The sequence below is a fragment of the Paraburkholderia lacunae genome (genome assembly GCF_003353175.1).
Lineage (GTDB): Bacteria > Pseudomonadota > Gammaproteobacteria > Burkholderiales > Burkholderiaceae > Paraburkholderia > Paraburkholderia lacunae.
In genome coordinates, this window is record NZ_QHKS01000043.1 from 24063 (window position 1) to 47902 (window position 23840).

Consider the following 23840-nt stretch of genomic DNA (forward strand, 5'->3'; position numbering starts at 1 on the left):
GCTTTCTAAAGGTGCTGAGAGTGGAAACCTCCGTGATCCCCGAGACATCGTTGACAATGCATCGTGGGCACTGGGCGAAGTTGCGACGTGATCTGCACGCCCATCCCGAGTTGCGATTTGAAGAACACAGGACGGCCGACGTCGTTGCGCGTGAGCTTGAAGAGCTCGGTTATGCGGTGTTGCGGGGGCTGGGCGGAACGGGAGTCGTCGCGAGCTTGCCCGGTGCGAACCCGGACCGCGGAATCGTGCTTCGTGCGGATCTGGATGCGTTGCCGATCCAGGAAGCCAATGACTTCGCACACGCCTCGGGCGCGGAAGGAATCATGCATGCCTGCGGGCACGACGGTCATACCGTCATGTTGCTGGGCGCCGCGCGCATCCTGAAGGAATTGCCGCAGTTGCCCGGCACGGTTCATTTCGTGTTTCAGCCCGGAGAGGAGGGGGGCGCGGGCGCGCGGAAGATGATCGATGACGGGCTGTTCGAGCGATGTCCGACGGAAGCGGTATTCGGCATGCACAACTGGCCCGGTTTGCCTGCCGGGCATTTCGGATTGCGCACCGGCCCAATCATGGCTGCCGGCTCCCGATTCAGGATCACGGTAACAGGCAAGGGGGCTCATGCGGCGCAGCCGCATCTGGGCCTCGATCCAATACCGCTGGCGTGTTCGATGGTTCTCCAGTGTCAGACCATCGCTGCGCGTCACAAGGATCCCGTGGATCCCGCCGTCATTTCCGTCTGCATGTTCCATGCAGGCAATACGGACAATGTCATTCCGGACAGCGCCGAGTTGCGAGGGACGATTCGCACGCTGTCGTCCGCTTTGCAACAGAAGTTGCAGCGCGACATCCAGCTCATGTGCGAAGGGCTAGGCTCCGCCTATGGCGCGCAAGCCGAGGTCACGTTTTTCCAGTACTACCCCGCAACAATCAACACGCCGGCCGAGACAGCACTCTGCGAAGCGGTCATTCGCGAGACGTTCGGCAGCGAACGCCTTAGCCGTGACATTCCGTCGAACATGACATCGGAAGACTTCGGCTTCATGCTGGAGGAGCGGCCCGGCGCTTATGTACTGATCGGTAATACCCCTATAGGAATGACCGCGGCGGCTCTGCATCACCCGAAATACGATTTCAACGACGACATCATTCCGGCCGGCGTCCGGTATTGGGTCGCTTTGGCACAGCATTACTTCGGTACCGTGTAGCGCAAGAGCGCCTTTTTGCCCGACGCGCAGTCGCTTGAGCCATTTTTGTTAGTGGTGTTTAGCGTATGCCCAGGAATGCGATTTCTGCTTTTTCCAGTTGACTCCACGCGGAGTCACAAGACGTGAGGACTGAAACCATGATTGACTTCGAGCCGAAATACATCACATTTGACTGCTATGGCACGCTGACGAATTTCCGCATAGGCGAGATGACTCGCGAGGTGTATGGAAATCGCCTGCAGGGCGCCGAACTGGAACGACTCGTTAACTTCTTTACGGCATACCGGCGCGATGAAGCGCTCGGCGCCTGGAAGCCGTTTCGCGACGTGCTGGTCAACGCCGCGCGCCGGGCTTGCGAGCGGATGAACGTCGAGTTTAGTGAAGCTGAGGCGGAAAAATTCTACCTTGCCGAGCCGACATGGGGGCCGCACCCGGACGTGCCGGAAGGCCTTTCGCGCCTCGCGAAGAAGTACAAGCTGGTCATTCTGACGAACGCGCCGGATGAGCACATCCAGAGCAATGTCGAGAAGCTGGGCGCGCCGTTTCATCGTGTGTTCACCGCAGAGCAGGCCCAGTCGTACAAACCTCGCATGCAGGGCTTCGAGTACATGTTCGACCAGCTGGACTGCAATCCTGAGGACGTGCTGCATGTTTCGTCGAGCCTTCGCTATGACCTGATGACGGCGCACGACATGGGCATCAAGCATAAGGCGTTCGTCAATCGCGGCCACGAGCCGGGCACGCCGTACTGCGAATACTACGAAGTCAAGACCATTGGCGATCTCGCCACTGAGCTCGGCCTGTGATCCATTGCCCTCGGTTACGCGAGGGCACCGATGAAACTCGCAAACGCGCGCATCGGCACAGACGGCTTCTATTGAGAAACAACTCCCGTGTGGAGGAGACAAATGGACAAGATAAATATGCGCGACGCTGCCGCCAGCGTCGACGATGAACTCCAAGAGCTTACGCACAAAGGCGTGTCGCGACGTAATCTGCTTCGCGTGATGGCGGTCGGCGGCATGGTGTCGATGACGGGCACGGGTCTGCTGGCGTCGGGCAGGTTCGCTTTCGCGCAAGAGAAGCCACGGAAAGGCGGCAAGATTCGCGTCGCGACGCAAGCGGCTTCCACGGCCGATACGCTTGATCCCGCAAAGGGCGCGCTTGGCACGGACTATGTTCGCGCGTTTATGCTCTACAACGGCCTGACTGAGTTTGACTCGCATCTTGGCGCAAAGATGGCCCTGGCAGAGTCGATCGAAACGAAGGACGCGACGGTGTGGGTCGTGAAACGGTTCTGTCGCGGTAAGGAAAGCGGGTCAAGCAAAGGTGATATGCGGAGGATGGCTTATGAAACCAACGAGTAAAATTGCTGGGCGGCAGACAGCGAAATTCTGCCCGAACATTTCATCTGTCCTTTCTTGATCATGTGCATCAATTCGATGCCACTCAGAATGACGCGCGCGCAGTTGAAATCCTTGAGCCCGAGCATCGGTCGGGTTCGGCGTTTGATGGCCCGATGGTCCTGGTCGGGTAGCCGTACCACATTGCTGTGGTACGGCCCCCTAAGAACCGTACGTGCGCCTTTAGGAGCATACGGCTCAAGCCTCTACAAAGGCATCTGTCGACACCCGGTGGTGCAACTGCTTTTCAGGCGTGTTGCGGAGTTCTACGGCAATTGAGATGGTGCACTTGAAGGTTGCCTGCGGCATCCGTCCCACCGTCAGTTTGCTTCACAATATGCGAAACATCCCAGCGGGTGTTCATTGTGATGGGCTGCTGACAGTTGGAACACATGCCATCTTGCCTTAGCCAGACACGGTACAGCTTACGGCGACCTCGCGCCGAGTTCAGCATCCTCTGGCCCCAGCGGGATTCGAAGTACCGCGCCCATTGAAGATCGTGCGGATTGGCGCCCGCCTTGATCTTGACATGCCGTTTGATTGGCGTGTCCGAGACCTTCAGCAAGGTGACCGCTCTTGTCGTGCCATCCTCTTGTTTTTCTGTGGCGGCAAATACCCAGTCCCGGAGACCCTTGGCCTTGAAGTATTTGATTTTTATCCATCGGGCGCCTTTGTTAGGGTGCCGTCTTGCCGCCCATCGCCATAGCATTGACCAGACCTCGTGATCAACCCGATTGAAGGCTTTCTTGGCGACTGCATGGCTGTGGTAATTCGCCCATCCTCGCAAAACAGGATTGAGCAGCCTTATCAGGTTCGCCTGTTTAGCCGTCTTGTTGGCCTTGATGATTTCACGGACTTTGTCAAGATGTGCCTTGACGTTCGCTTTCGACGGTTTCATCAAGAGCTTGCCGTTGTACTTGCGAATGTTCCATCCGAGGAAATCAAACCCGTCCTTGATGTGCGTTATCCTGGTCTTTTCTGGCGACAAGACCAGCCCGCGTTCCGCCAGAAATTCAGTTACTGCCGGCCTGACCTCATGTTCCAGCCACTCTGTCGAATGGCCGGTGATAATGAAATCGTCCGCGTAACGCACCATGTTCACTTTCAGTCCTCTCTGCCGGGCTCGCGGGAATCTCTCCGCGAGCATCGCTTCGAGGCCATCAAGCGTCATGTTGGCTGCCACCGGTGAGATGATTCCCCCTTGCGGGGTGCCGGCGTCAGTGGGGAAGAGTTCGTTTTGATACACGTAGCCCGCTTTGAGCCACTTCTTGAGGATCACCTTGTCCGTAGGGATATTGGCGATCATCCAGTCGTGGGAAATTTTGTCGAAACAGCCTTGGATGTCGGCCTCCAGCACCCATTCCGCACTCGCCTTTTTCGCCAGGGAGATGAAGCATTGTCCTCCCGCGTCAGCAGTTGAGCGTTCCGGCCTGAACCCGTAAGAGTTCGGGTCGGCAGTGGTTTCCGCAACCGGCTCCAGAGCAAGCAGATGCAACGCTTGCATCGCCCTGCAGCGCATCACGGGGATGCCGAGCGGCCTCGTCTTGCCGTTTTTCTTCAGAATCAACACTCTCCGAAGCGGAAGGGGCGAATAGCCCCGCCTCTTCAACGACGCAATCGCGTTGGCCTTTGCCGCCGGTGTTTTCCACGTTACCTTGTCCACACCGGGGGTGCTCCTGCCTTTGTTTTCAGTCACCCGCTTGACGGCCAATGCACGGCCGCTGAACGAGTGGGTCAGCAGCCATTGCAGGGCTCTCACCCTGTTATGGCGACCGGCCTGTACCGCCTTCACCATACGCGACTGCAGCCTTCTTACCTGACGCTGAACATCGGCCCAATTGATGCCGTCCCACGTCACGCCAGAAGGTGCACGCGCCCGTGTTGCTGCACTCATTTGCTTTCCTTCCGTATAGATGGTTCTGCAAACTCTCTGGTGAGGAGAGACCACGAGGAAGTCTGCCCGCTTTCGCGTCGGGTGATGTTGCAACCCGTATCCCGTCCATTACAGCCGGGCATTCGCTTTTTCCCCGATCCTGTGCCCGCACCGCCATGGGCAAGCCTCGCAGCCTGCTGTCCCCGAAGGGAGCGATACGGGGTTTCCACGTTCCGCTTATGGAAGTACGTCGGGTTAGGTGCCTGCTCTGGGCCGGGAGGTGTATGGGTCACGAACGCGTAGTAGAGAAACGCTGTTCCCACCTCCGGTACCGTTTTGGTTCGAGCGCAATAGCCATTTCCGCTCGTTCAACATAACGACCCTATTGCAGATTCAAATGTTTTCACCATACCGACTGTCTGGCACTCATCCGGCGTATGGCTGCCAGAAGGGTACGCCTCTCGCGATTGATACCCCGCGCCTTGCGGCGCTTCGTTACGTTGTCAGAGCCGCTCTTGATTCAGGCTCCTGGATTCACCGGGTGACACCGGTGGTTCACTCCTTCTATACGGCGAGAAGGGCGAACAACTTCTGTAAGCGACTTCGTGTCGCACCTCCACGATGTTGTTCAAATACTTGATCTGACGAACCTTGATGGGCATCTCGCGCTCGGCGTTCACCGCGCTAAGCGCGGCCAGATTGGCGCCGCTTTTGTCGATGGTTACGGTCTCGGGCGAGCCGCTCTGACCAATTGCCTTTTCGAAGAAGCGCCGCGCAGCAGCCTTGTCCCGCTTGGCTCTGAACAGAAAATCGATGGTATTGCCCGCCTTATCCACTGCCCGGTAAAGATACTTCCACGAGCCCTTGACCTTGATATAGGTTTCGTCAACACGCCAGCTCTTGCCGACCGGACGCTTGTGCTTACGAAATGTCTTTTCGAACAGTGGCACCACCTTGATGACCCAGCGATGCACCGTCGAATGATCGACACAAATGTCGCGCTCGGCCATCATTTCCTCGAGATTGCGAAGACTCAGCGAGTAGGCAACGTACCACCGCACACACAGCAGGATCACTTCAAGCGGATAGTGCAGCCGCTTCAGAACCTTAGCGATGTCTGGAGCAAGCGTCGTTCGTGGCGTCATTGTCTTCTTCATCGTGTGGCCAGAGCGTTTTCGTCCGCCTCGAATTTTACCTCGCCCGCGTTAATGCGACAGAGCCTTACCAGGAGCCATACCCGTTCCATCTCGAATTCGTGTGCGAAACCGAGTGGATCCCGCACGACAACCTTGAGCCTGATATCGAGCCGATGACCATCAAATTCGACGACCTGGTACGGCCGGACCGCCGCAGGTGCGTCCGCGCCGTCGAGCCGGGGCAGGCCCTTAAGGTGCGAGGCGCCGGCTGAGCGTGCCGCCGTGCCAAACGTACGCAGCAGTTCCGCCTTCAACCGTCGGGACAGCGAGCGAACCGCATGGTCGCCGGTGTTGAAGGGATAGTCGGCCGCCGTCAATCCCAATGATCGACATCGGCGCAGGAATTCATCGTGCATCGATTGCAAACCGCGTAGGCGCGTGCGCAGATGTCCATCCGTATGCCTCTGCTCGAGCAGCACCCTGCGCTGTTTGACCTGAAGCAGAAGCCATCCAGTCAATTCAGGGTAACGCTCGAACAGCTGCGTCAATGCACCAGCGGCGCCCCGGCTGCCGCGCTCGCCTCGCACCTGCACGTCGCACACCTGCTCGTAATCCGCGATGCGCAAATAGCGAATGAGCGCCCGAAAGCCGAATGGACGTCCATCAGGGTGTGGTGCCTGGGCTCGTTCGAGCCATCGGTACAGTTGCCGGCGATTGATGCCCGTTGAACGCTCGATTGCCTTGACCGACTCTCCGGCTGTGTAGCGCAACACGGCCTGTTGACGTGTCTCGAATGTGGCCCGCGCCACATCGTCCAGTTCGGTAAAGGCGACAGTAGGCCACGCGCTCACGTCGATTGACTGCAACTCCAGTTTGCGGCGGCTCATGATGTCCCCTCCGAAGCCGCGAATGACGTGAGCAGCGACAGCGGATGCGCGTGAAGCTCGGGCGCGCTGACGCGTCCGCGATGGAGCAGGTCAAACAGGGCAGTTCGGACCAGGACCGGATCGACTGCGGAGAATTCGCGTTCAACAGCGAGCAATCGTTGCGGCTCTCCCAGGAACCCGACGATCGCGCGGGGCAAGGTTGACGGAACGAGCCCTTCGTTGGCGACAAGGTAGGGGAGTATGCGCTTCCAGTTGTCGGTCCAGGTACGCGCGGCGGCGAACTCGGCGGGCGCGACTATCCGGATCGGCAATGCGCTGTCGCCGATGTCACGACCCGAACTGATTACGCTACATTCCGACGCCGAATCATCTAGGATAACTAATTCTTGATTATCAACGTAACGGATCCAGAAATCGGCAATCTGACGGGACCCGTTGATCAGCACGTAGCCCGGACGCTCGCAAAACGTGATCACTCTCGGGCTTGCCTCGAGCAGCAGCCATTGCTCCAGTAACGGGCGCCGGTAAAACGTCACCCGGCGCCCGAGCTTTGGGCTGAACGCTTCGAACCGATGCGCGCCGCGTGGACGGGCGAGCGCGACCGGCTCTGCGATGCGCAACGAATCTTCCATAAGATCAATAGGTTATGGACGGGATTCAAAGTGTAGGAGGCCAGTTGACAAAATTAATACGGACTTACGTGAGTTGACGCTTTCATTGCGATTCGAAGTGAAATAAAAGTGACAACACGATCGCTCTTTGGCCCGTGGTTGCTAGGGAAGGCCGGTGACAGAATCATTACGGCCTACGCGTGTCGGTGCCGATCGCGCTGGCGATCGGCATTCTGTCGGCGATGTATCGCGGTTCGCTGCTGGACCGCACCCTCAACGTGCTGACGCTGTCGACCGTCGCCGTGCCCGAGTTTCTGATCGCGACGATCGCCGTGCTGATCTTTGCTGTCAAGCTTCGCTGGCTGCCAGCGCTGTCCTATCTGTCGGAGGTCACGTCGTTCGGCGCGCTGGTGCGAATTTACGCGATGCCCGTGATGACACTGTGTTGCGTGATCGTGGCGCAGATGGCTCGCATGACGCGCGCCGCGGTGCTCGACCAGCTGAACGCATCGTACGTCGAGATGGCAGTACTCAAGGGCGCGTCGCCGGTACGCATCGTGTTGCGTCATGTGTTACCGAATACGATTGGCCCCATTGCCAATGCGGTCGCGCTGAGTCTGTCGTATCTGTTCGGCGGCGTCGTGATCGTCGAGTCGATCTTCAACTATCCCGGGCTCGCGAGCCTGATGGTCGATGCCGTCACGAACCGCGACATGCCGCTCGTGCAGGGCTGCGTGATGGTGTTCTGCGCGGCCTATCTCGCCCTGGTACTCATCGCCGACCTGTGTCAGATCATCTCTAATCCGAGGCTGCGTCAACGATGAACCGACCCAATACATCCCATGCGCGGACCGTGCTGTACACAGTGTCCGGCGAAGAATCCCGCCCTGTTGCCGATGCGCTCGATGACGCGCCCCCCGCAGTGCCCGTCGGGAAGCGTGGTTCGCTGCGCCGTCTCGCGAACCGTCTCTCGCTGCTGGGCCTGGTCGGCCTGGTGATCGTCGTGCTCTGGCTCTGCGTTGCGTTCATCGGCCCGCTGGTTGCGCCATACAAGGAGGGCGCGGTGACGTCCACTGAGGTATTCGGGTCCTACAGCGCGGCGCATCTGTTCGGCACCGATTATCTGGGCCGCGATATGCTGAGCCGGGTGCTGTATGGCACGCAATACACCGTGGGACTGGCGCTTGCGTCGACGGTGCTCGCCAGTTGCATCGGCACGTTCTTCGGGCTGGTTGCGGCCGTGTCCGGGCGCTGGGTCGACGAAATCATGAGCCGACTGTTCGACGCCCTGATCTCCATTCCAAGCAAGATCCTCGCGCTCGTCGTCATCGCCGCGTTCGGTTCGTCAGTGCCGATGCTGATCATGGTAGCCGCGCTCGCCTACATTCCTGGCGCGTTTCGCATCTCGCGCTCGCTTGCGGTCAACCTGATGACGCTCGAATACGTGCAGGTCGCAAAGGCGCGCGGCGAAGGACTGTTCTACATCGCGCGCGCCGAGGTGCTACCTAACATGATCCATCCGATGCTCGCTGACTTCGGCCTGCGTTTTGTGTTTATCGTGCTGCTGCTTAGCGGCTTGAGCTTTCTCGGCCTCGGCGTGCAGCCACCGAATGCAGACTGGGGTTCGCTCGTGCGCGAGAACATCGGCGGGCTGGCGGAAGGAGCGCCTGCTGTACTGATGCCTGCCGTCGCAATCGCAACACTCACGGTTGGCGTTAACCTGCTGATTGACAGCCTGCGCCGGCATGCCGCGCGCGCGCATGGAGGCGTCAAATGAACATGATCGAAGTCAAAGGCCTGCGCGTGATCGCGGGCTCGGCACCCGACCCGGTCGTCGAGATCGTCAAGGGGGGCGATTTCACCGTGAAGAAAGGTGAGGTGCTCGCGCTGATTGGCGAGTCGGGCTCGGGCAAGACGACAATTGCGCTATCGCTGCTGGGGCACGCACGAGGCGGCTGTTCGATTGCGGGCGGCTCGGTGAAGATCGGCGGCGTCGAAGTGCTGTCGCTCGATGCGGCCGGACGGCGCGGGCTGCGCGCACGCACCGTCGCTTACGTCGCGCAAAGCGCGTCGGCGGGCTTCAACCCGGCCCGCACGATCATGGACCAGGTGACCGAGCCTGCGCTGCTGCACAGGTTGATGACGCCTGCTGCGGCCCGCGAGAAAGCCTTGGGACTGTTTCGCTCGCTGGCTTTGCCGTCGCCCGAGACCATCGGTGCGCGCTATCCCCATCAGGTATCCGGCGGTCAGTTGCAGCGTCTGATGGCGGCGATGGCGCTGATCACCGATCCCGCCGTCGTCGTGTTCGACGAACCGACGACGGCGCTCGACGTCACGACACAGATCGAAGTGCTCGCCGCTTTCAAGAAAGTGATCCGCGAACTGGGCACCACGGCCGTCTATGTGTCGCACGATCTTGCCGTTGTCGCGCAGATGGCGGACCGTATTGTTGTGCTCAACGGCGGTACCGTGCGCGAAAACGGCACGACCGGGCAGGTACTTGATGCGCCGGCCGACGACTATACGCGGCAACTGCTCGCGGCAACCCGCCGACCGGAGCCAGAGCTTGCAATCGCGGCCGCAGATTTGTTGCCACCGCTGCTTGAGGTCCGCAATTTGAATGCCGGGTATGGACGGATCGACGCGAACGGCATACCAGCCGTGTGCGTGCTCGACAATGTGAGCCTCAAGATTGCGCGCGGCAGCGCGCTCGGCGTGATCGGCGAATCGGGTTCGGGCAAGACGACCCTCGCGCGCGTGGTGGCGGGACTGGTGGATCGTGCCCGGGGCGACGTGCTACTCGACGGCAAGCCACTGCCCGCGAAACTTTCCGCGCGCACGCCCGATCAGTACCGCCGCGTGCAGATCGTGTTCCAGAACGCCGACACAGCGCTCAATCCGGGCCTCACGATCGCCGACATCCTCGCTCGGCCGATGAACTTCTATCACGGCCTGCGCGGCGCGGCGGCACAGAAGCGCATGCTCGAACTGCTGGATCTGGTTAAGCTGCCGGTGTCTATTGCCAGGCGTCAGCCGGCCGGTCTGTCGGGTGGCCAGAAGCAGCGCGTGAACCTGGCGCGCGCGCTTGCGGCCGAGCCTGCGCTGATTCTCTGCGACGAGGTGACCTCCGCACTGGACACCGTAGTTGGCGCGGCGATTCTTGACCTGCTGGTGGAGCTGCGGCGCGAACTGGGCGTGTCATACATGTTCATCAGCCACGACATTTCGACGGTGCGGGCGATCTGCGACGACGTGATGGTGCTCTACGCCGGTCAGTGCGTCGAAGCCGGCCAGCGCGATGTACTGGCCGCACCACCGCACCACCCGTACACAGGGCTGCTGGTTGACTCAGTGCCTGCACTGCGTCCGGGCTGGCTTGACTCACGGCGCGCGCTCACGGGGACCGCATTGCCTTCGATGGGGCCCGCTAGCGACTCCACTGAGCTGTGCAGCTTTCGGGCGCGTTGTCCGGTCCGCATAGACGGCAAGTGCAACGTGACGCCTCCTTCTGTCAGGAAGCTGCCCTCGGGTGCCGTGATCCTGTGCCACCGCTCCGCTACGGAACTCGAGCTCGCAAAGAAAACCGATCCGGTGACGGCATGAGCACGCGTGCCGCATGCGCGGCGGAGGGCGAGCGCACCACCCGGAATGCGTGGATGCACGCCCTGTCGACGTCGCTTGAGGCGGCACATTGCTGTTCGGGCCTCTGAAGGCGGGATACGGATTTCGAGTCCGGCGAGAGCCGTCGTCCGCGAGATTCGCCCGCAGGATGTGCTGTTTGGGATTTCAGGACAACTGGATTGTGTTTTTTTACAGCGCAAATCAGTGACCGCGAGACTTTTAACACTGGTTAAATATTCGATAAGGGAGGCCTAGTAGGACAGGCCTCGACCTTAGCCGTTTAACAAACTTTTCAACGATAAAACTCTTTCATGATCGACTTCGATGGGCAAGTACATTGAATTTCCTAATTGATCTTATGCCTCGAGGCTCGCTTGGCCAGCAGCTCAATATTGCATTCCCTTCTTTCAGTCGTTAATTGCGCAATGCGCAGGAGTAAAAATGACCGAGGCTTTTGTGCTGCACCGCGCCGACGGTGCACCACTTTCAACCCCTTTCCGCTGGGCGGCGTTCGGAACTGACGACCCTTTTGGCCGAAATCGCGAAATCGCGTGGGAAGGACCCGACTCGATGAGCGCAGGTCGGGCCAGCTTCATTGGTGAGCTCCGCGTCCCGAGTTTCCCCCACATTGAAACGATTGTCGTGGTGGACGGACAGCTCACTCTCGAAACGGTCGGGAAGCCGCCGTTGGTGCTCGGTCCAGGAGCGGGAGCCGTCGTCGGTTGCGGTACCGCGCTTCGCATGAGCGCGGAATCTCGCACGCGTTTTGTGTTCTGTACCGCCGCTTGCAAGCGGCCGACGAAGACCGGGCTCACCCCGTTACGCGCCGACGCCGATTTCAAGCCAACGGCAACCCCGCCGGCGGAGGTGCTGCTGGGGCCGGCTCCCCAATGTCGCAGCGACAATGTCTTCACCGAGGACGACGTGGAGTACAAGGCGGGTACGTGGGATTCGACGCCGTATCACCGGATCATTCGCCCACATCGCCTGAACGAGTTTATGCATCTTCTGGCCGGCAGCGTGCGGTTCGCCGCGCCTGACGGCAGCGTGCTCTCGCTCGGCGTGGGCGATGCACTGTTCGTGCCAAAGGGGGCGCCGATTGGATGGGAAAGCAGCGAGCGCGTGGCGAAGTACTACGTTGTTCAGACCGTCCAGGATTCAAGCGAACGAGGTTAGTCATGTCCCCTCCGTTGAACCTTATCCAATCCCCACCGACGTTACCGGCCGCTGCCGATGTGGTCGTGATCGGAGGCGGCATCATCGGCGTGTTTACCGCCTACTATTTAGCCCGGCGCGGCGTGTCCGTTGCTCTCGTCGAGAAGGGAAGGATCGGCGCCGAACAATCGAGCCGCAATTGGGGCTGGTGCCGGCAGCAGAATCGCGACGCACGCGAATTGCCGATGGCAAGCAAAAGCCTTGATCTCTGGGAACAATTTGCCATCGAGACCGGCGAAGATACGGGCTTTCATCGCTGCGGGCTGCTGTATCTGAGCAATGACGACGCCGAACTCGCTCGTTGGGCCAGTTGGGGCGAATTCGCAAAGACGGCGGGAGTGACGACCTACATGCTCAATAGCCGCCAAGCCGCCGAGCGCGGAAAGGCGACTGGCCGGCCTTGGAAAGGCGGCGTCTTCTCGCCCAGCGACGGCACGGCGGATCCAGCGAAAGCCGCGCCCGCCGTGGCAACCGCACTCATGAAGCTCGGGGGTAGGGTCATTCAACAGTGCGCGGCGCGCGGCATTGAGTTGGAGGGCGGGCGGGTCTGCGGCGTCGTGACGGAAGCCGGCGTCATCAAGACGCGCACAGTCGTTCTCGCAGGTGGCGCGTGGGCATCGGCGTTCTGCCGCCAGTTGGGCGTCCGTTTTCCTCAGGCGTCGATCCGCCAGTCTATCCTGAGCGTGTCCCCTGTCGGATATCGCTTGCCGGATGCTTTGTTCACCTCTGGGGTATCGGTGACTCGCCGCAACGACGGACGCTATGCATTGGCCATCAGTGGTCGCGCGCGGGTGGATCTGACGCCACAGTTCCTGCGGTTTGCCCCGCAGTTCATGCCCATGTTCGCCAAGCGCTGGCGCAGCCTCCTGCCGGGCGGCCTGGAGGGAGTCCGGGGTGGCCATGAAACGCTACAGCTGTGGCGGCTCGATGCGCCGACACCCATGGAGCGCGTACGCATCCTGGATCCCAAGCCTGATCGGGCGACGGTCACTGAAACCCACCGCCGCGCCGTCGAACTGCTGCCCGAACTTCGCAAAGCCAACATCACGCACGCGTGGGCCGGTTTCGTCGACAGCACGCCCGACGGCGTGCCGGGTATTGGCGAGTTGCCGGGTGTGCCCGGATTAATCCTGGCTGCGGGTTTTTCGGGCCACGGCTTTGGCATCGCGCCCGGCGCGGGGCACTTGATCGCGGACCTTGCCAGCGGTGCGGAACCGATCGTTGACCCTATACCGTATCGACCTGACCGATTCGCCAATTCCTCCTGGGGTAAGGTCGCCGATTTCTAGACTACACCTGAGCGATCTGACTTCTAATCAATGACGTTTACGATTCGAAATTGACTATGACAACCATCGCCGTGGTTCACACAGGACTAGTATCGGTCCAGCCGATCAAGGAGCAAATCAGTGAGCTTATTCCTGATGCGCGGGTGATCAACATCGTCGATGACAGCTTGCTCAATGACGTTCTTGCCGCCGGTCACGTGACTCCGGAAGTCGCAAGCCGAATTCATTCCTACATGTCCAATGCGCAGGCGATGCGCGTCGAAATCATCCTAAACGCCTGTTCGTCCGTCGGCGAAGCTGTTGACTCGGTGCGCAACTTGGTTAGCACCCCGATCGTGAAAATTGACGAGGCGATGGCAGCAGAGGCTTGCGCCATCGGTTCTCGCATTGGGGTGATCGCGACTGTGCCGACTACGCTGGAGCCCACCGTTCGCCTCGTTAAAAAGAAGGCCGGAGAATTGCGACGCGCCGTCGAAGTGACCGAGCGGATTGCCGAAGGCGCTTTCGAGGGCCTCTTAAGGGGGGACGGTGCACGCCATGACGAAATCGTAAAGAGCGCAATCTCGACCCTTGCAGAACAGGTCGATGTGATCGTACTGGCGCAGGTCTCAATGGCGCGGCTCGTGCCGCAGTTGGAGGGCGTGCGCGTTCCGGTGTTATCTAGCCCGCGTAGCGGTGTTGCTGCTTTGAAACGCGCGCTCGATAACCTGCCTAAGGTAAGCGCGCCCAACCAGAACAGGTGATTGGCAGCGTGACAGGAGCGCGGATCGCGCGGGCTAGGCACTCGGTGGGTACAACAGCATTGTTCAACAGACGACGACACACACAGGCTAACCTATTCAAGGGCCGATCCGTAGCCGCGTGGTTGAATTCAACGGTCACAAGTTTCTCCATTGACGATTCGGAACCTGATTTTAGGCATTGTATCGCTGCGCTTTTTCACGCAGACGAACGTCTCCGGTTCTTTGTCGGCGCTGGTGTTAGCTCACACTCTCGTCGTCTTACGCATGAGGAGGAGGTCACTGACCTTCTTGTAACAGCAGCGGAGTCTTCCGCGTCGCCAACTATAGGCACGGTTCCGGGGAAGGTCCCGCGTGGACGCGTGGTCGGACTAAACCGCATTCTGATCGGAGAAGACCAATGACAATATCGGGCATCGCCAGCACCGAGGTACCCGCGGACGTGATCGTGATAGGCGGCGGCATCGTCGGATCTGCAATCGCCTACGGCCTTGCCCGCGAAGGGGCACGGGTGGCCGTGCTTGACGATGATGACGGAAGCTTTCGCGCCTCACGCGGCAACTTAGGCCTTGTCTGGGTCCAGGGCAAGGGACACGACCTGTCGCCTTACGCGCGGTGGTCGCGCAATTCAGCCATGTGCTGGCCGGAATTGGCCGAGGCGCTGCAAAGCGAAGCGGATGTCGACGTCGCCCTGAAGCAGCCGGGCGGCTTTCACTTCTGCTTCAACGACGACGAGCTCGCTGAGCGCGAGAAGCGCCTGTCGACGCTCAGGGACAAACTCGGCGATTACCCCTATGAGTTGCTGGACGCCGCCGAAGTGCGCCAGCGCATTCCGCAAATAGGGCCTGCTGTGATCGGCGCGAGTTATACACCGATGGACGGCCATGTCAATCCACTCAAGCTGCTGCGCGGCCTGCACACCGCGATGAAGAAGCGCGGTGTCCGGCTTGTACCGGGGGAGCGCGCGGACCGCATTGTGTCGGAGCGGGGCAGCTTTACCGTGCACGGGAAGCGCGGTACGCATCGCGCGGCGCGCGTTGTGCTGGCCGCTGGGCTTGGCAATAGGGCGCTCGCGCCTTTCGTCGGACTGCATGCGCCCGTCATACCCAATCGCGGGCAGGTGCTGGTAAGCGAGCGGGTCATTCCGTTTCTCAATTACCCGACGCTCAACGTGCGCCAGACTGATGAAGGCACCGTGCAGTTCGGCGATTCAAAGGAAGAAGTCGGCTTTAACGATTTCACGTCGACGCACGTGCTTTCCGCCATCGCCCGGCGCGGCGTTCGCGCGTTCCCGATGCTGATCCAGGTGCGGCTCGTGCGCATGTGGGCGGCGCTACGCGTTCTAAGCCCCGACGGCTTTCCGATATACAACGAGTCCGAGGCGCATCCAGGCGCGTTCGTCGTAACGTGTCACAGCGGAGTGACGCTGGCCGCCGCGCACGCGATGCGCATTGCACCGTGGATTCTCGGCGCGCCGATGCCCGAGGAAGTGACGACCTTCTCTGCCCGTCGCTTTGAGCACGGCGACGTTCTCACCCCAGCACATTGAGTTCGACATGACATCGCAACTGACTCATACGCTCTTCAAGCCGTTGGTGGACTCCGAAAACGCAACGGTCGAGGTCTGGTTCAACGACAAACGACTGGTCGTGCCCGGCAATCGTTCGGTTGCCGCTGCACTACTTACGGCCGGCGTGGCGCGCTTTCGCGCGACACCGGTATCAGGCACCTCCCGCGCTCCGTACTGCATGATGGGCGCGTGCTTCGAATGCCTCGTTGAGATCGACGGCGTACCGAACCGCCAGAGTTGCATGGTGGAGGTAAATGCCGGCATGCGCATCCGATCCCAGGAAGGCGCGCGCGACCTGCCGCCTATGAATGTGACTAACGTTTCCGGAGAGAACGTCCATGGCCGCTGATTTTTCACCTGAAGCAGTAGACGTGGTCGTGGTTGGCGCGGGTCCAGCGGGTATGAGTGCGGCAACCCGTGCCGCCCGCGCAGGCCTCAAGACGGTCCTGATTGATGAACAGGACGCCACGGGTGGTCAGATCTATCGAGCGATCGGCCGTGCCAACGCACGTCGTAAGGAAATTCTCGGCCCAGATTACGTAGCGGGCACCGCGATCGCCGACGCCTTGGCTGCATCGGGCGCACGGCACGTGACGAACGCAAGCGTGTGGCAAGTCACGCGCGAACGTAGCATCAACTATCTGAAAGATGGTAAGGTCGGCAGCTTTAAGGCGCAGCGCGTAATTCTCGCCAGCGGCGCGTTGGAGCGTCCGTTTCCGATTCAGGGCTGGACGCTGCCGGGTGTACTTACGGCGGGCGCGGCGCAGATTCTTCTCAAGAGTGCGGGCGAAGTGCCTGCCGCACCGCCGGTGCTCGCCGGTTGTGGGCCGCTGTTGTATCTGCTGGGCTGGCAATATGTGCGCGCCGGCGTGCCGATCAAGGCGCTCGTCGATACGACCCGTCACGAAGACCGCTGGCGCGCCAAGCGTCATATGCTGTCGGCGCTGCGCGCGTGGCCGTTCATCAGCAAGGGCCTCCAACTGATCCGCACGCTGCGTGACGCGGGCGTGCCCATGTTCGAAGCCGCCGACGATCTGCGCATTGAATCTCGCAAGGACGCCGACGGTCTGGAGCGCGCGGCGGCACTGCACGTTACGACGAAGGGCAACGCGCATCGCATCGAAGCAGACGTGATCCTTCTGCATCAGGGAGTGGTGCCGAATACGCAGTTCACGCAGGCGCTGCGTGCGTCGCATCGCTGGGACGAAGCGCAACTTTGCTTTACGCCGAAAGTCGACGCCTGGGGCGAACTCGATGTGCCCGGCATCTTCGTCGCGGGCGATGGGGCTGGCATTGGTGGAGCGCAGGCGGCGGCCTTGCAGGGTATGCTCGCGGGTCTTGCAGTTGCGAGCCAATTGGGTGCGGTCGACACCGAAAAGCGCGATGCCGAAGCCGCCGTACATCGACGCGAGCTTGCCAGTATTATGCGCATCCGGCCGTTTCTCGACAGCCTCTATCGCCCACGCGACGTCAACCGCATTCCGCGCGACGACACGATTGTGTGCCGCTGTGAGGAGGTTACCGCGGGTCAAGTGCGCAAGTTCGTCGAATTGGGCTGTGTTGGACCAAATCAGGCGAAGTCTTTCGGGCGTTGCGGCATGGGTCCGTGCCAAGGGCGCATGTGCGGCCTGACGGTGACAGAAGTGATCGCCGATGCGCGCCACGTTTCGCCCGCTGAAGTCGGCTATTACCGCATTCGTCCGCCAATCAAGCCGCTCACGCTTGGAGAACTCGCTGGTGAGTGAAGCAAGCTCCAATCAGGAAGTTGGCGTTCGAGCAGCGCGTCGAGCTCGGCGCGATCCGTATCGTAGTCCGCCTTGTCAGGATACACCAGCGTCCAGCGATGTGTGTCCGCACGGTTGAGTACCGCGCATTTGATCATCGTGTTCATCGCGACGACGTCAGGCGGTATCTGCTCGGCGGCCGAGAAAAGCGGTGGCCTCAATCGTCTCCATGCGGTGTTGCGGTTGGCAGATTGATGCAACTTTCAGTTGAGCCAGATCGCTTTCGGACACGACGCCCTCATTTTCCGCAAGCGTCTTCATATCAGTGAGAGAACAGGTGTGGGGAACAGCACGATTGCCTCCGGCAAGAATAAAGATTGCAGATGTCTGAGCATCGACTGTCATCCCATATCTCCAGCCAGGACTCGTCGAGAAAGCTCAGCCGTGTGGCCATGCCCGATCCACCTCGTCGACGAAAACATCCATTGCTGATGACAAGGCCATCCACGAATTGTCGGCATCCCAGATGCGCGGGTGTGAACGCGAGCGGCAAGGCAGGGGATTGCAATACACGCGCGTCGCTCGTATAGTTTGGTACGCACCGAAACTATTCCCGGTTCAGCTTAAGAGGTTGTCGGCATGACTCATGTTGGACACCTCCGTTTTTGTCGAAGGTCTGCTGCTTGGCCTCGGTCTGTTCGCCTCTGTTGGTCCGAAAGACGCATTCGTCATCAAACGCGCCATCTGCGGTGAGCATTTGCTCCTCGTTGTCGCAATCTGTGCAGGTAGTGATGCTCTGCTCATCGCACTTGGCGCTGGCGGTTTTGCCGCCCTGCTGGCGAGCCATCCCATCATCGTGTCCGTCGCGCTGTGGGGAGGAATCGGGTATCTTCTTTGTCATGGAGCGCTCGCCCTTTGCGCCGCGATACGTGCTGAGCGTACGGTTGTCGCCGACGATGTCAAGCACGCTTTCGCTCAGACATTGATCGCCACAGCTGCAGTATCGTTGCTCAACCCATATGCCTGGGTCGACACAGTGCTTGTGCTGGGCTCTATCACCGCAAGCAAGTCAGCTGATGCGCGCTGGCCCTTTGCACTTGGCGCGATCCTGACGTCTTGTGTCTGGTTCCTCTTTCTTTCGCATCTCTCGTATGCATGTCGCCGCCTCTTTTCCCGTAGCATCGCATGGCGAGCACTCGACGGATTTGTCGCTGTCACAATGTTTGGTATTGCTGCCCATCTGGTTTCGGCCAACGTTTGAAGATTGGCATCCGCGAATTTCTCTCTCTCCACAAAGCTCGTCAGCGGCGTGACTAGAGACGACCAGGATTCGTAAAGCAAATTAATTCTGTCTATGCCGGCGCGAGGGAGCGCGCTTTTCTGGTATCGATCCGCGCAGGTCGACCTGCAGCAGCTGTCGACCGCGCTGGCCGCGCCAATCGCCCCGAACGCGATTGACGATCTCCCTCCAAGTCCATGCCCTCAAGTATTTTGCGAAAACTCCGATAAGACCTCGAGTGGCCAAATATTGGGCCAACATCCGGACGAACGAAAGAGAATACGAGTCCGTGACATTGGTAGAGGGAAATGACATATGAGCAGCAACATATTCGCGCGGGCCGCAAGCGGTAGCGAACGGCTTTGCATGGTGTTCTGATTTCTTTGGGTGCCATTCCTGGTGCTGCCCGTACATATCCGAAAGCACACCTTGGGGCGTGGCGTCGGAAGGGATCGGTCGGTCTTCAGGGCTGGCCCGAGTACGTTGGCTATCTCGCTCTTGGGATCGTCGCAGTGTGGCTGTTAATCGGAAGTGCGCATCCAACGGAAGTCCTCGCATCTGGTTCTGGTTAAGCCGCATATATGGGTTGTTCAGTTCCTTGGACCGTTGCAAGCGGCGGCAATCCTTGTGCGAACGGCGTAAGCCAATATCAATAGAAACGCGGTGCGGGGAATGAGCCTTAGCGGCATGAACTGACATAAAGCAGGTTTGCCATCGGAGTTACCGATGGACTACAACTCGTGAATATCAGCGAGTGGCACAACGGCCGCTACACCTCAGTAGCAGTCCCCATTACTGCGAGGATCAAGTGGCGGCTCCGGGGTCGGCTACAGCCGGTCGGCATCCGAGCGAAGGTCTTCGCATGACACCGACTGACGCTAGCCAGCTTTCAAGCGCTCGAAACAGTGCTGGAAGTTCGATCTGGTGCATGCACGTTCAAGCCGTTCAAGCGGCCTTGTCCATTTTTTTGGTCTTTCCGAATGGACCATGTTGGGTTTATCTAAATATTTGATTTTGTTGAAATGTTTGCTGTCCACTTCTCCGTAACTTTTTGTCCAAACTCCGCGGCGCTTCCGATTGGAATGTCAAGAATGGCATCGAGGAAACCAGACTGCGGTCAAGCGACGGCGTGGCGGCAGTCGAACAGGAAATTACCAAAAGAATGCGGCGAGCCGTTCGTGAGACGAGCTGACCTCCGATGCGAGGCGCCGCCAACGGCAACGGTCGATCGAGGTCGCCATCCAATTCGGATATCAAAGGTCTCGTCTGGTCACCCTCAAAGCCCGGTCTTCGGCGAGCAAATCGGAAGTGGCATTGCCTCTACGCGGCCATGAAGGGTCATTGGTTTGCATCGACGGCGAGACGTTGAGGCGTCCCGTGTGGCGCAGGGAACGGACACCCAGTCATGCTATGCGGCTTTTTCGATCGGCCGTGGCCGACTCCTGGTTGGATAGATCGGAAAATGCAGCGTCTTCGCACCCAAAGAAAAATCCGCGTTGGGACAGGTCCCAACGCGAGCCGTCAGTTGGATTTCGCCGCTGTGTTTGCACAAGCCTACAACCTGGACTCGCTTATCGGCGCTGGTAGACAACGCCCTGAACCAAGATCTGATCTGGCTCCGGCTCCTCGTCAAAACGTTTATGCGCCTCGGCAATGGCGACTTGATTCTCGCTCGCCCAGTTGACCAACGCCATGACAGGCTTCAACAGCGTTCTTCCCATTTCAGTGAGTTCGTAATCGACGCGAGGAGGAATCGTTGGATACATCGTTCGCGTTATCAGTCCGTCGCGTTCCAGCCCGCGCAAGGTCAGTGTCAGCATCCGCTGGGAAATGCCGTCGATGCCGCGCTTCAATTCGTTGAATCGCCGCGGGCCATTGGCCAGCATAGCGACAATGTAGAGGCTCCACTTGTCGCCGATGCGATCCAGGATTTCACGGGTTGCCAGGCAGCCGCCGGCGTCAGGTGCAGGCATATCGGCAAGTAGCTTGGTGTGACTAAGTGACATGCGTGTGCCTTCTTGTGGGGAAACGGCAGGAGCCATACGATCCTTTGTATGAATCGGTAAGTCAGGATGTGATGATGACTTGGTTCTCATTTTATACCTTGGAGCTGTTGTGAGCCAAACCCTACTTGTTACTTCCAGTCCGCGCGGGACTGACAGCCTTTCCACCCGCTTTGCCACCGAAATCGCAGAGGGCATCCAGGCTCGCTCGGGCGGCCCGCTGACCGTGCGCGACCTTGCCGCGAATCCGCCGCCGCACATCACGCCGGCCTACATCCAAGGCCGGATCACGCCGCCCGAAGATCGCATGCCGGAACAGGTCGAGGCGGTGAAGGTCGCGCAAGAGTTGGTCGATGAGTTGAAGGTCGCCGATGTGATCGTGCTCGGTTCGGGCATGATCAACTTTGGTCTGCCCTCGCAGCTCAAGGCTTGGTTCGATCACGTCACCTGGCCGGGCGTCACCTTTGGCTACGGCGATACTGGGCCGAAGGGGCTGCTGACCGGCAAGAAGGTCTATCTCGTTACCGCTACCGGCGGCGTTTTCTCGGAAGGTGCTTGGGCACCGTTCGACTTTCAGACCAACTATTTGCTGCACCTGCTCGGTTTCATCGGCCTAACCGACGTTGAAACGGTGCGTGTCGAAGGCACGGTTTTCGGCCCCGATGCGACGAAGGCCGCAATCGCCAACACCGAAACGGCCATCAAAACCTTGTTGGCGAAGGCTGCGTAACCTCATGACCGGGAAAAAAACCATCGCGCTGTTCGGTGCGACCGGGCCGACCGGAAGGCACATCATCGAGGAAGCCTTGAAGCAGGGCTACAACCTGTCGGTCTATACGAGCGACGCAAAGAAACTCGCGTCGTTCGCGGGAAGGGTCGAAATTGTTGTCGGCGACCTGCAAGACAAGAGTGCCATTGCGAAGTGCGTCCAAGGTGCCGATGCAGTCATTAGCGCCCTTGGTCCCAACAGTCTCAAGGTGCAGGGCGATAAGCCGATCATGCACGGCTTGACCAACATCATCGCCGCGATGAAGCCCGCAGGCGTGCGCCGTCTTATCCAGATTTCTACGGCTGCCTATCGCGATCCAAAGGATGGCTTTGCCTTCAAACTCCATGCGTTCGCGCTGTTGTTCAAGGTTATCGCGCGCAAGGGATATGAGGACATCAAGGCGACTGGCGAACTGGTCGCCAATTCCGACTTGGACTGGACACTGGTACGCATCCCGAACCTAAAGGATGGTCCTGCCGATGGCGATGTGGATGTGGGTTGGTATGGAAAGGCCAAACTCAGCATGAAGCTCTCCAGAGGCAATCTTGCGAAGTTCCTGGTTGACCAGGTGACCGACAGGAAGCTCGTGCGTGCCGCGCCAGGCATCGCCAACCATTGACGCAGGAACGTCTTGACAAGGTTCACACCATGAGCGGATTCACCGATGCCGATGTACCCGATCAATCGGGAAAGACCTTTATCGTCACCGGCGCCAATACCGGCATAGGCTTTGAAATAGCGAGTACGTTGGCAACGCGGCGAGCAAGGGTGATTCTCGCGTGCCGTGACGAGCGGAAAGCGGAAGCAGCTATTAGCCGGATTCGTCTGAAGACATCTGAAGCGAATCTCGCATTCTTGCCGCTTGACCTCGCAGACCTGACGAGCGTGCGGAACGCGGCAAAACTGGCCGAAAAGGAGCCGCGCATCGACGCGCTCATCAATAATGCGGGCGTGCAAGGGCCGAAGCTAAAGCACACGGTGCAAGGCTTCGAGCTGACATTCGGCGTCAATCATCTCGGGTGCTTTGCGTTCACCGCGCTCATGTTGCCCAAGCTCACGGAAACATCCGGGTCGCGCATCGTTGTCACGAGCAGCGGTCTGCACAGGGACGCGAAGATCGAGTGGGACGATCCTAATGCGGAGAAGAGTTACAAATGGATGCCTCGATATGCAGCCAGCAAGCTTGCGAATCTGCTTTTTATCTTTGAGCTGGATCGGCGACTGCGAGCGGCGGGTACGCCTGTTACGGCAGTGGCCTGCCATCCGGGCCTTGCTGGAACCAACCTTGCGCGCGATAGCTGGTGGGGCAGCATCGCAATGTCATTGATCGGCCTGTTTTTCAACACGCCGGCTCAGGGCGCGTGGGGTGCATTGCAAGCGGCGACCGGACAAATAGAGTCCGGCGGCTATTACGGGCCGACGAAAACTTCCGAATTGCGAGGCCCCTCTGGCGAATGCACTCCGTCTCAAGACGCGCGGAATCCAGAACTCGCAAGACGACTGTGGGACGTATCGGTTCAACTGACCGGAATCGATGCGGAGCTACCTTCAAATTCATAGCGCGCAGATCAGATCGCCAGAACATGGTTATGCAAATAGACCTCTATACTGAAATCACATGCCCGTGGTGCATCGTCGGGCATCACCGTCTCGATAAAGTGCTGGCAGAGCGTTTCCCCAACCTGGCCGTTGACATTCGGCAGCATCCAGTCCTGCTACTGCCAGATGCGCCGGCAGGCGGCCTCTACATTCCTGATTTGCTGCGCTCGCGCTACGGCATAACCGATCCAAAAATCGCCTTTGCTCGCCCTGAAGGAGAAGCCCGCGCTTCGGGCTTCGACTTGGATCTTGGCCGCCAGCTCTGGACCTATCCGACTCAAGCTGCTCATGCCGTGATTCTGGCAGCCGCTGGGCTTAACACGCAGCACAGGCTCGCAGTTGCAATCACCCATGCTTATTTCATCGCAGCGAAGAACATCGCCGATGCGGACGTGCTGGCCAACATCGCAGCCGACTACGATTTTGACCGTGATCAGGCTCGTGCTATCGCGCTTGATCCTGCACAGCACCATCGCGTCGAAGCGGAAGCGTTCAAGTCGGCCAATGCCGGTGTCCGTTCGGTTCCTCACTTTGTCTTTGGGGGGAGCATTGCCATAAATGGGGGGCGCAGCGAAGACGAGATTGCTGCGGCAATACAAGCGGCTTCCAGCGCAATCTCTCTCTGACGCGGCTTCCTCAAATCCAATGACTCGGAAGTCGGCGTACGCCAAGTCGATAAGGTTCTGCGGAGCTGTTGACTGTGTTGGCCGATGCCCGACCAAAAAGACCGGCGGTCGGATGACCGCAGTACTTCAAGAAGCGACGAAGGGACCGCGATCTTACGACCGACCGCAATGGGTGTGCGCCGTGAAAAGGTGGCGCTTTCCAGCGGGTGTAAGTCCCGCCCGGCAACCGCTCCAGCCGGAAGCAACCGGAGCAGCTATGGAGGCAACGAAATGGCTGAAGCCTTCGGTGA

The 23840-nt window shown here is 59.6% G+C and carries 19 protein-coding genes and 5 pseudogenes; 17 read left to right on the forward strand and 7 right to left on the reverse strand.

Annotated elements, in window-relative coordinates; translation table 11 throughout:
• The first annotated feature begins 20 nt into the window (after positions 1–20).
• The 3 genes and pseudogenes from DLM46_RS35720 to DLM46_RS35730 form a co-directional block, all read left to right on the forward strand.
• Entirely contained in the window at positions 21–1205 is a 1185-nt protein-coding gene (locus DLM46_RS35720) for a M20 aminoacylase family protein (RefSeq protein WP_115109099.1), read from the forward strand.
• A 137-nt stretch (positions 1206–1342) separates the two neighbouring features.
• A complete protein-coding gene (locus DLM46_RS35725) occupies positions 1343–2011 on the forward strand; it encodes a haloacid dehalogenase type II (protein ID WP_115109101.1) in 669 nt (222 codons plus the stop codon).
• Between the two features lie 102 nt (positions 2012–2113).
• A pseudogene (locus DLM46_RS35730) lies at positions 2114–2497 on the forward strand (ABC transporter substrate-binding protein); the annotation flags it as partial.
• Positions 2498–2553: 56 nt separating this feature from the next.
• Here the strand turns inward: DLM46_RS35730 and DLM46_RS35735 are convergent.
• The 5 genes and pseudogenes from DLM46_RS35735 to DLM46_RS35760 form a co-directional block, all read right to left on the reverse strand.
• A pseudogene (locus tag DLM46_RS35735) lies at positions 2554–2763 on the reverse strand (DDE-type integrase/transposase/recombinase); the annotation flags it as partial.
• Between the two features lie 92 nt (positions 2764–2855).
• Positions 2856–4502: a group II intron reverse transcriptase/maturase gene (ltrA, locus tag DLM46_RS35740; RefSeq protein WP_115109103.1), complete on the reverse strand. Its 1647-nt coding sequence runs from the start codon at positions 4500–4502 to the stop codon at positions 2856–2858.
• A gap of 542 nt (positions 4503–5044) precedes the next feature.
• A pseudogene (locus DLM46_RS35750) lies at positions 5045–5638 on the reverse strand (IS6 family transposase); the annotation flags it as partial.
• Between the two features lie 65 nt (positions 5639–5703).
• Positions 5704–6504: pseudogene (locus DLM46_RS35755) on the reverse strand (helix-turn-helix domain-containing protein); the annotation flags it as partial.
• Complete coding sequence (locus DLM46_RS35760) at positions 6501–7136, reverse strand: hypothetical protein (RefSeq protein WP_115109105.1); 636 nt, start codon at positions 7134–7136, stop codon at positions 6501–6503. The pseudogene DLM46_RS35755 and the gene DLM46_RS35760, both read right to left, overlap by 4 nt.
• Before the next feature lie 179 nt (positions 7137–7315).
• On the opposite strand from DLM46_RS35760, the pseudogene DLM46_RS35765 reads away from it, so the two are divergent.
• The 9 genes and pseudogenes from DLM46_RS35765 to DLM46_RS35805 all read left to right on the forward strand — a co-directional run.
• Positions 7316–7939: pseudogene (locus DLM46_RS35765) on the forward strand (ABC transporter permease); the annotation flags it as partial.
• Positions 7936–8892, forward strand: a complete 957-nt coding sequence (locus DLM46_RS35770; RefSeq protein ID WP_115109107.1) for an ABC transporter permease — start codon at positions 7936–7938, stop codon at positions 8890–8892. The pseudogene DLM46_RS35765 and the gene DLM46_RS35770, both read left to right, overlap by 4 nt.
• The gene (locus tag DLM46_RS35775; RefSeq protein WP_115109110.1) at positions 8889–10718 is read left to right on the forward strand and encodes an ABC transporter ATP-binding protein; all 1830 of its coding nucleotides are present in this window, start codon (positions 8889–8891) and stop codon (positions 10716–10718) included. The genes DLM46_RS35770 and DLM46_RS35775 overlap by 4 nt, the downstream gene beginning before the upstream one ends.
• Before the next feature lie 459 nt (positions 10719–11177).
• Positions 11178–11912, forward strand: a complete 735-nt coding sequence (locus tag DLM46_RS35780) for a cupin domain-containing protein (RefSeq protein WP_115109112.1) — start codon at positions 11178–11180, stop codon at positions 11910–11912.
• 2 nt (positions 11913–11914) lie between these two features.
• On the forward strand, positions 11915–13240 hold the full coding sequence (locus tag DLM46_RS35785) for an NAD(P)/FAD-dependent oxidoreductase (RefSeq protein WP_115109115.1): 1326 nt from the start codon (positions 11915–11917) through the stop codon (positions 13238–13240).
• Between the two features lie 56 nt (positions 13241–13296).
• Positions 13297–13983, forward strand: coding sequence for an aspartate/glutamate racemase family protein (locus DLM46_RS35790; RefSeq protein ID WP_115109117.1), 687 nt, complete (start codon positions 13297–13299; stop codon positions 13981–13983).
• Between the two features lie 397 nt (positions 13984–14380).
• Complete coding sequence (locus tag DLM46_RS35795; protein WP_115109119.1) at positions 14381–15529, forward strand: NAD(P)/FAD-dependent oxidoreductase; 1149 nt, start codon at positions 14381–14383, stop codon at positions 15527–15529.
• Between the two features lie 7 nt (positions 15530–15536).
• Positions 15537–15899, forward strand: a complete 363-nt coding sequence (locus tag DLM46_RS35800; protein ID WP_115109121.1) for a (2Fe-2S)-binding protein — start codon at positions 15537–15539, stop codon at positions 15897–15899.
• Positions 15889–17295: an NAD(P)/FAD-dependent oxidoreductase gene (locus DLM46_RS35805; protein ID WP_115109124.1), complete on the forward strand. Its 1407-nt coding sequence runs from the start codon at positions 15889–15891 to the stop codon at positions 17293–17295. The genes DLM46_RS35800 and DLM46_RS35805 overlap by 11 nt, the downstream gene beginning before the upstream one ends.
• A gap of 156 nt (positions 17296–17451) precedes the next feature.
• Here DLM46_RS35805 and DLM46_RS35810 read toward each other — a convergent pair whose 3' ends face one another.
• Positions 17452–17679, reverse strand: coding sequence for a hypothetical protein (locus DLM46_RS35810; protein ID WP_208866413.1), 228 nt, complete (start codon positions 17677–17679; stop codon positions 17452–17454).
• 241 nt (positions 17680–17920) lie between these two features.
• Here DLM46_RS35810 and DLM46_RS35815 point away from each other — a divergent pair, with 241 nt between their 5' ends.
• Positions 17921–18535, forward strand: coding sequence for a LysE/ArgO family amino acid transporter (locus DLM46_RS35815; protein ID WP_115109127.1), 615 nt, complete (start codon positions 17921–17923; stop codon positions 18533–18535).
• 1589 nt (positions 18536–20124) lie between these two features.
• On the opposite strand, the gene DLM46_RS35820 is transcribed toward DLM46_RS35815, so the two are convergent.
• Positions 20125–20559, reverse strand: coding sequence for a winged helix-turn-helix transcriptional regulator (locus DLM46_RS35820; RefSeq protein WP_115109129.1), 435 nt, complete (start codon positions 20557–20559; stop codon positions 20125–20127).
• A gap of 109 nt (positions 20560–20668) precedes the next feature.
• Between DLM46_RS35820 and DLM46_RS35825 the strand changes: the two genes are divergently transcribed.
• From DLM46_RS35825 to DLM46_RS35840, 4 genes are read left to right on the forward strand one after another with little or no spacing between them, the layout of a single operon-like run.
• On the forward strand, positions 20669–21286 hold the full coding sequence (locus DLM46_RS35825) for an FMN-dependent NADH-azoreductase (RefSeq protein WP_115109131.1): 618 nt from the start codon (positions 20669–20671) through the stop codon (positions 21284–21286).
• Positions 21287–21290: 4 nt separating this feature from the next.
• Positions 21291–21944, forward strand: a complete 654-nt coding sequence (locus tag DLM46_RS35830) for an SDR family oxidoreductase (protein WP_115109134.1) — start codon at positions 21291–21293, stop codon at positions 21942–21944.
• Positions 21945–21973: 29 nt separating this feature from the next.
• The gene (locus DLM46_RS35835) at positions 21974–22885 is read left to right on the forward strand and encodes an oxidoreductase (protein ID WP_115109136.1); all 912 of its coding nucleotides are present in this window, start codon (positions 21974–21976) and stop codon (positions 22883–22885) included.
• 29 nt (positions 22886–22914) lie between these two features.
• Positions 22915–23550, forward strand: coding sequence for a DsbA family protein (locus DLM46_RS35840; protein ID WP_244306500.1), 636 nt, complete (start codon positions 22915–22917; stop codon positions 23548–23550).
• The last annotated feature ends 290 nt before the right edge of the window (positions 23551–23840 follow it).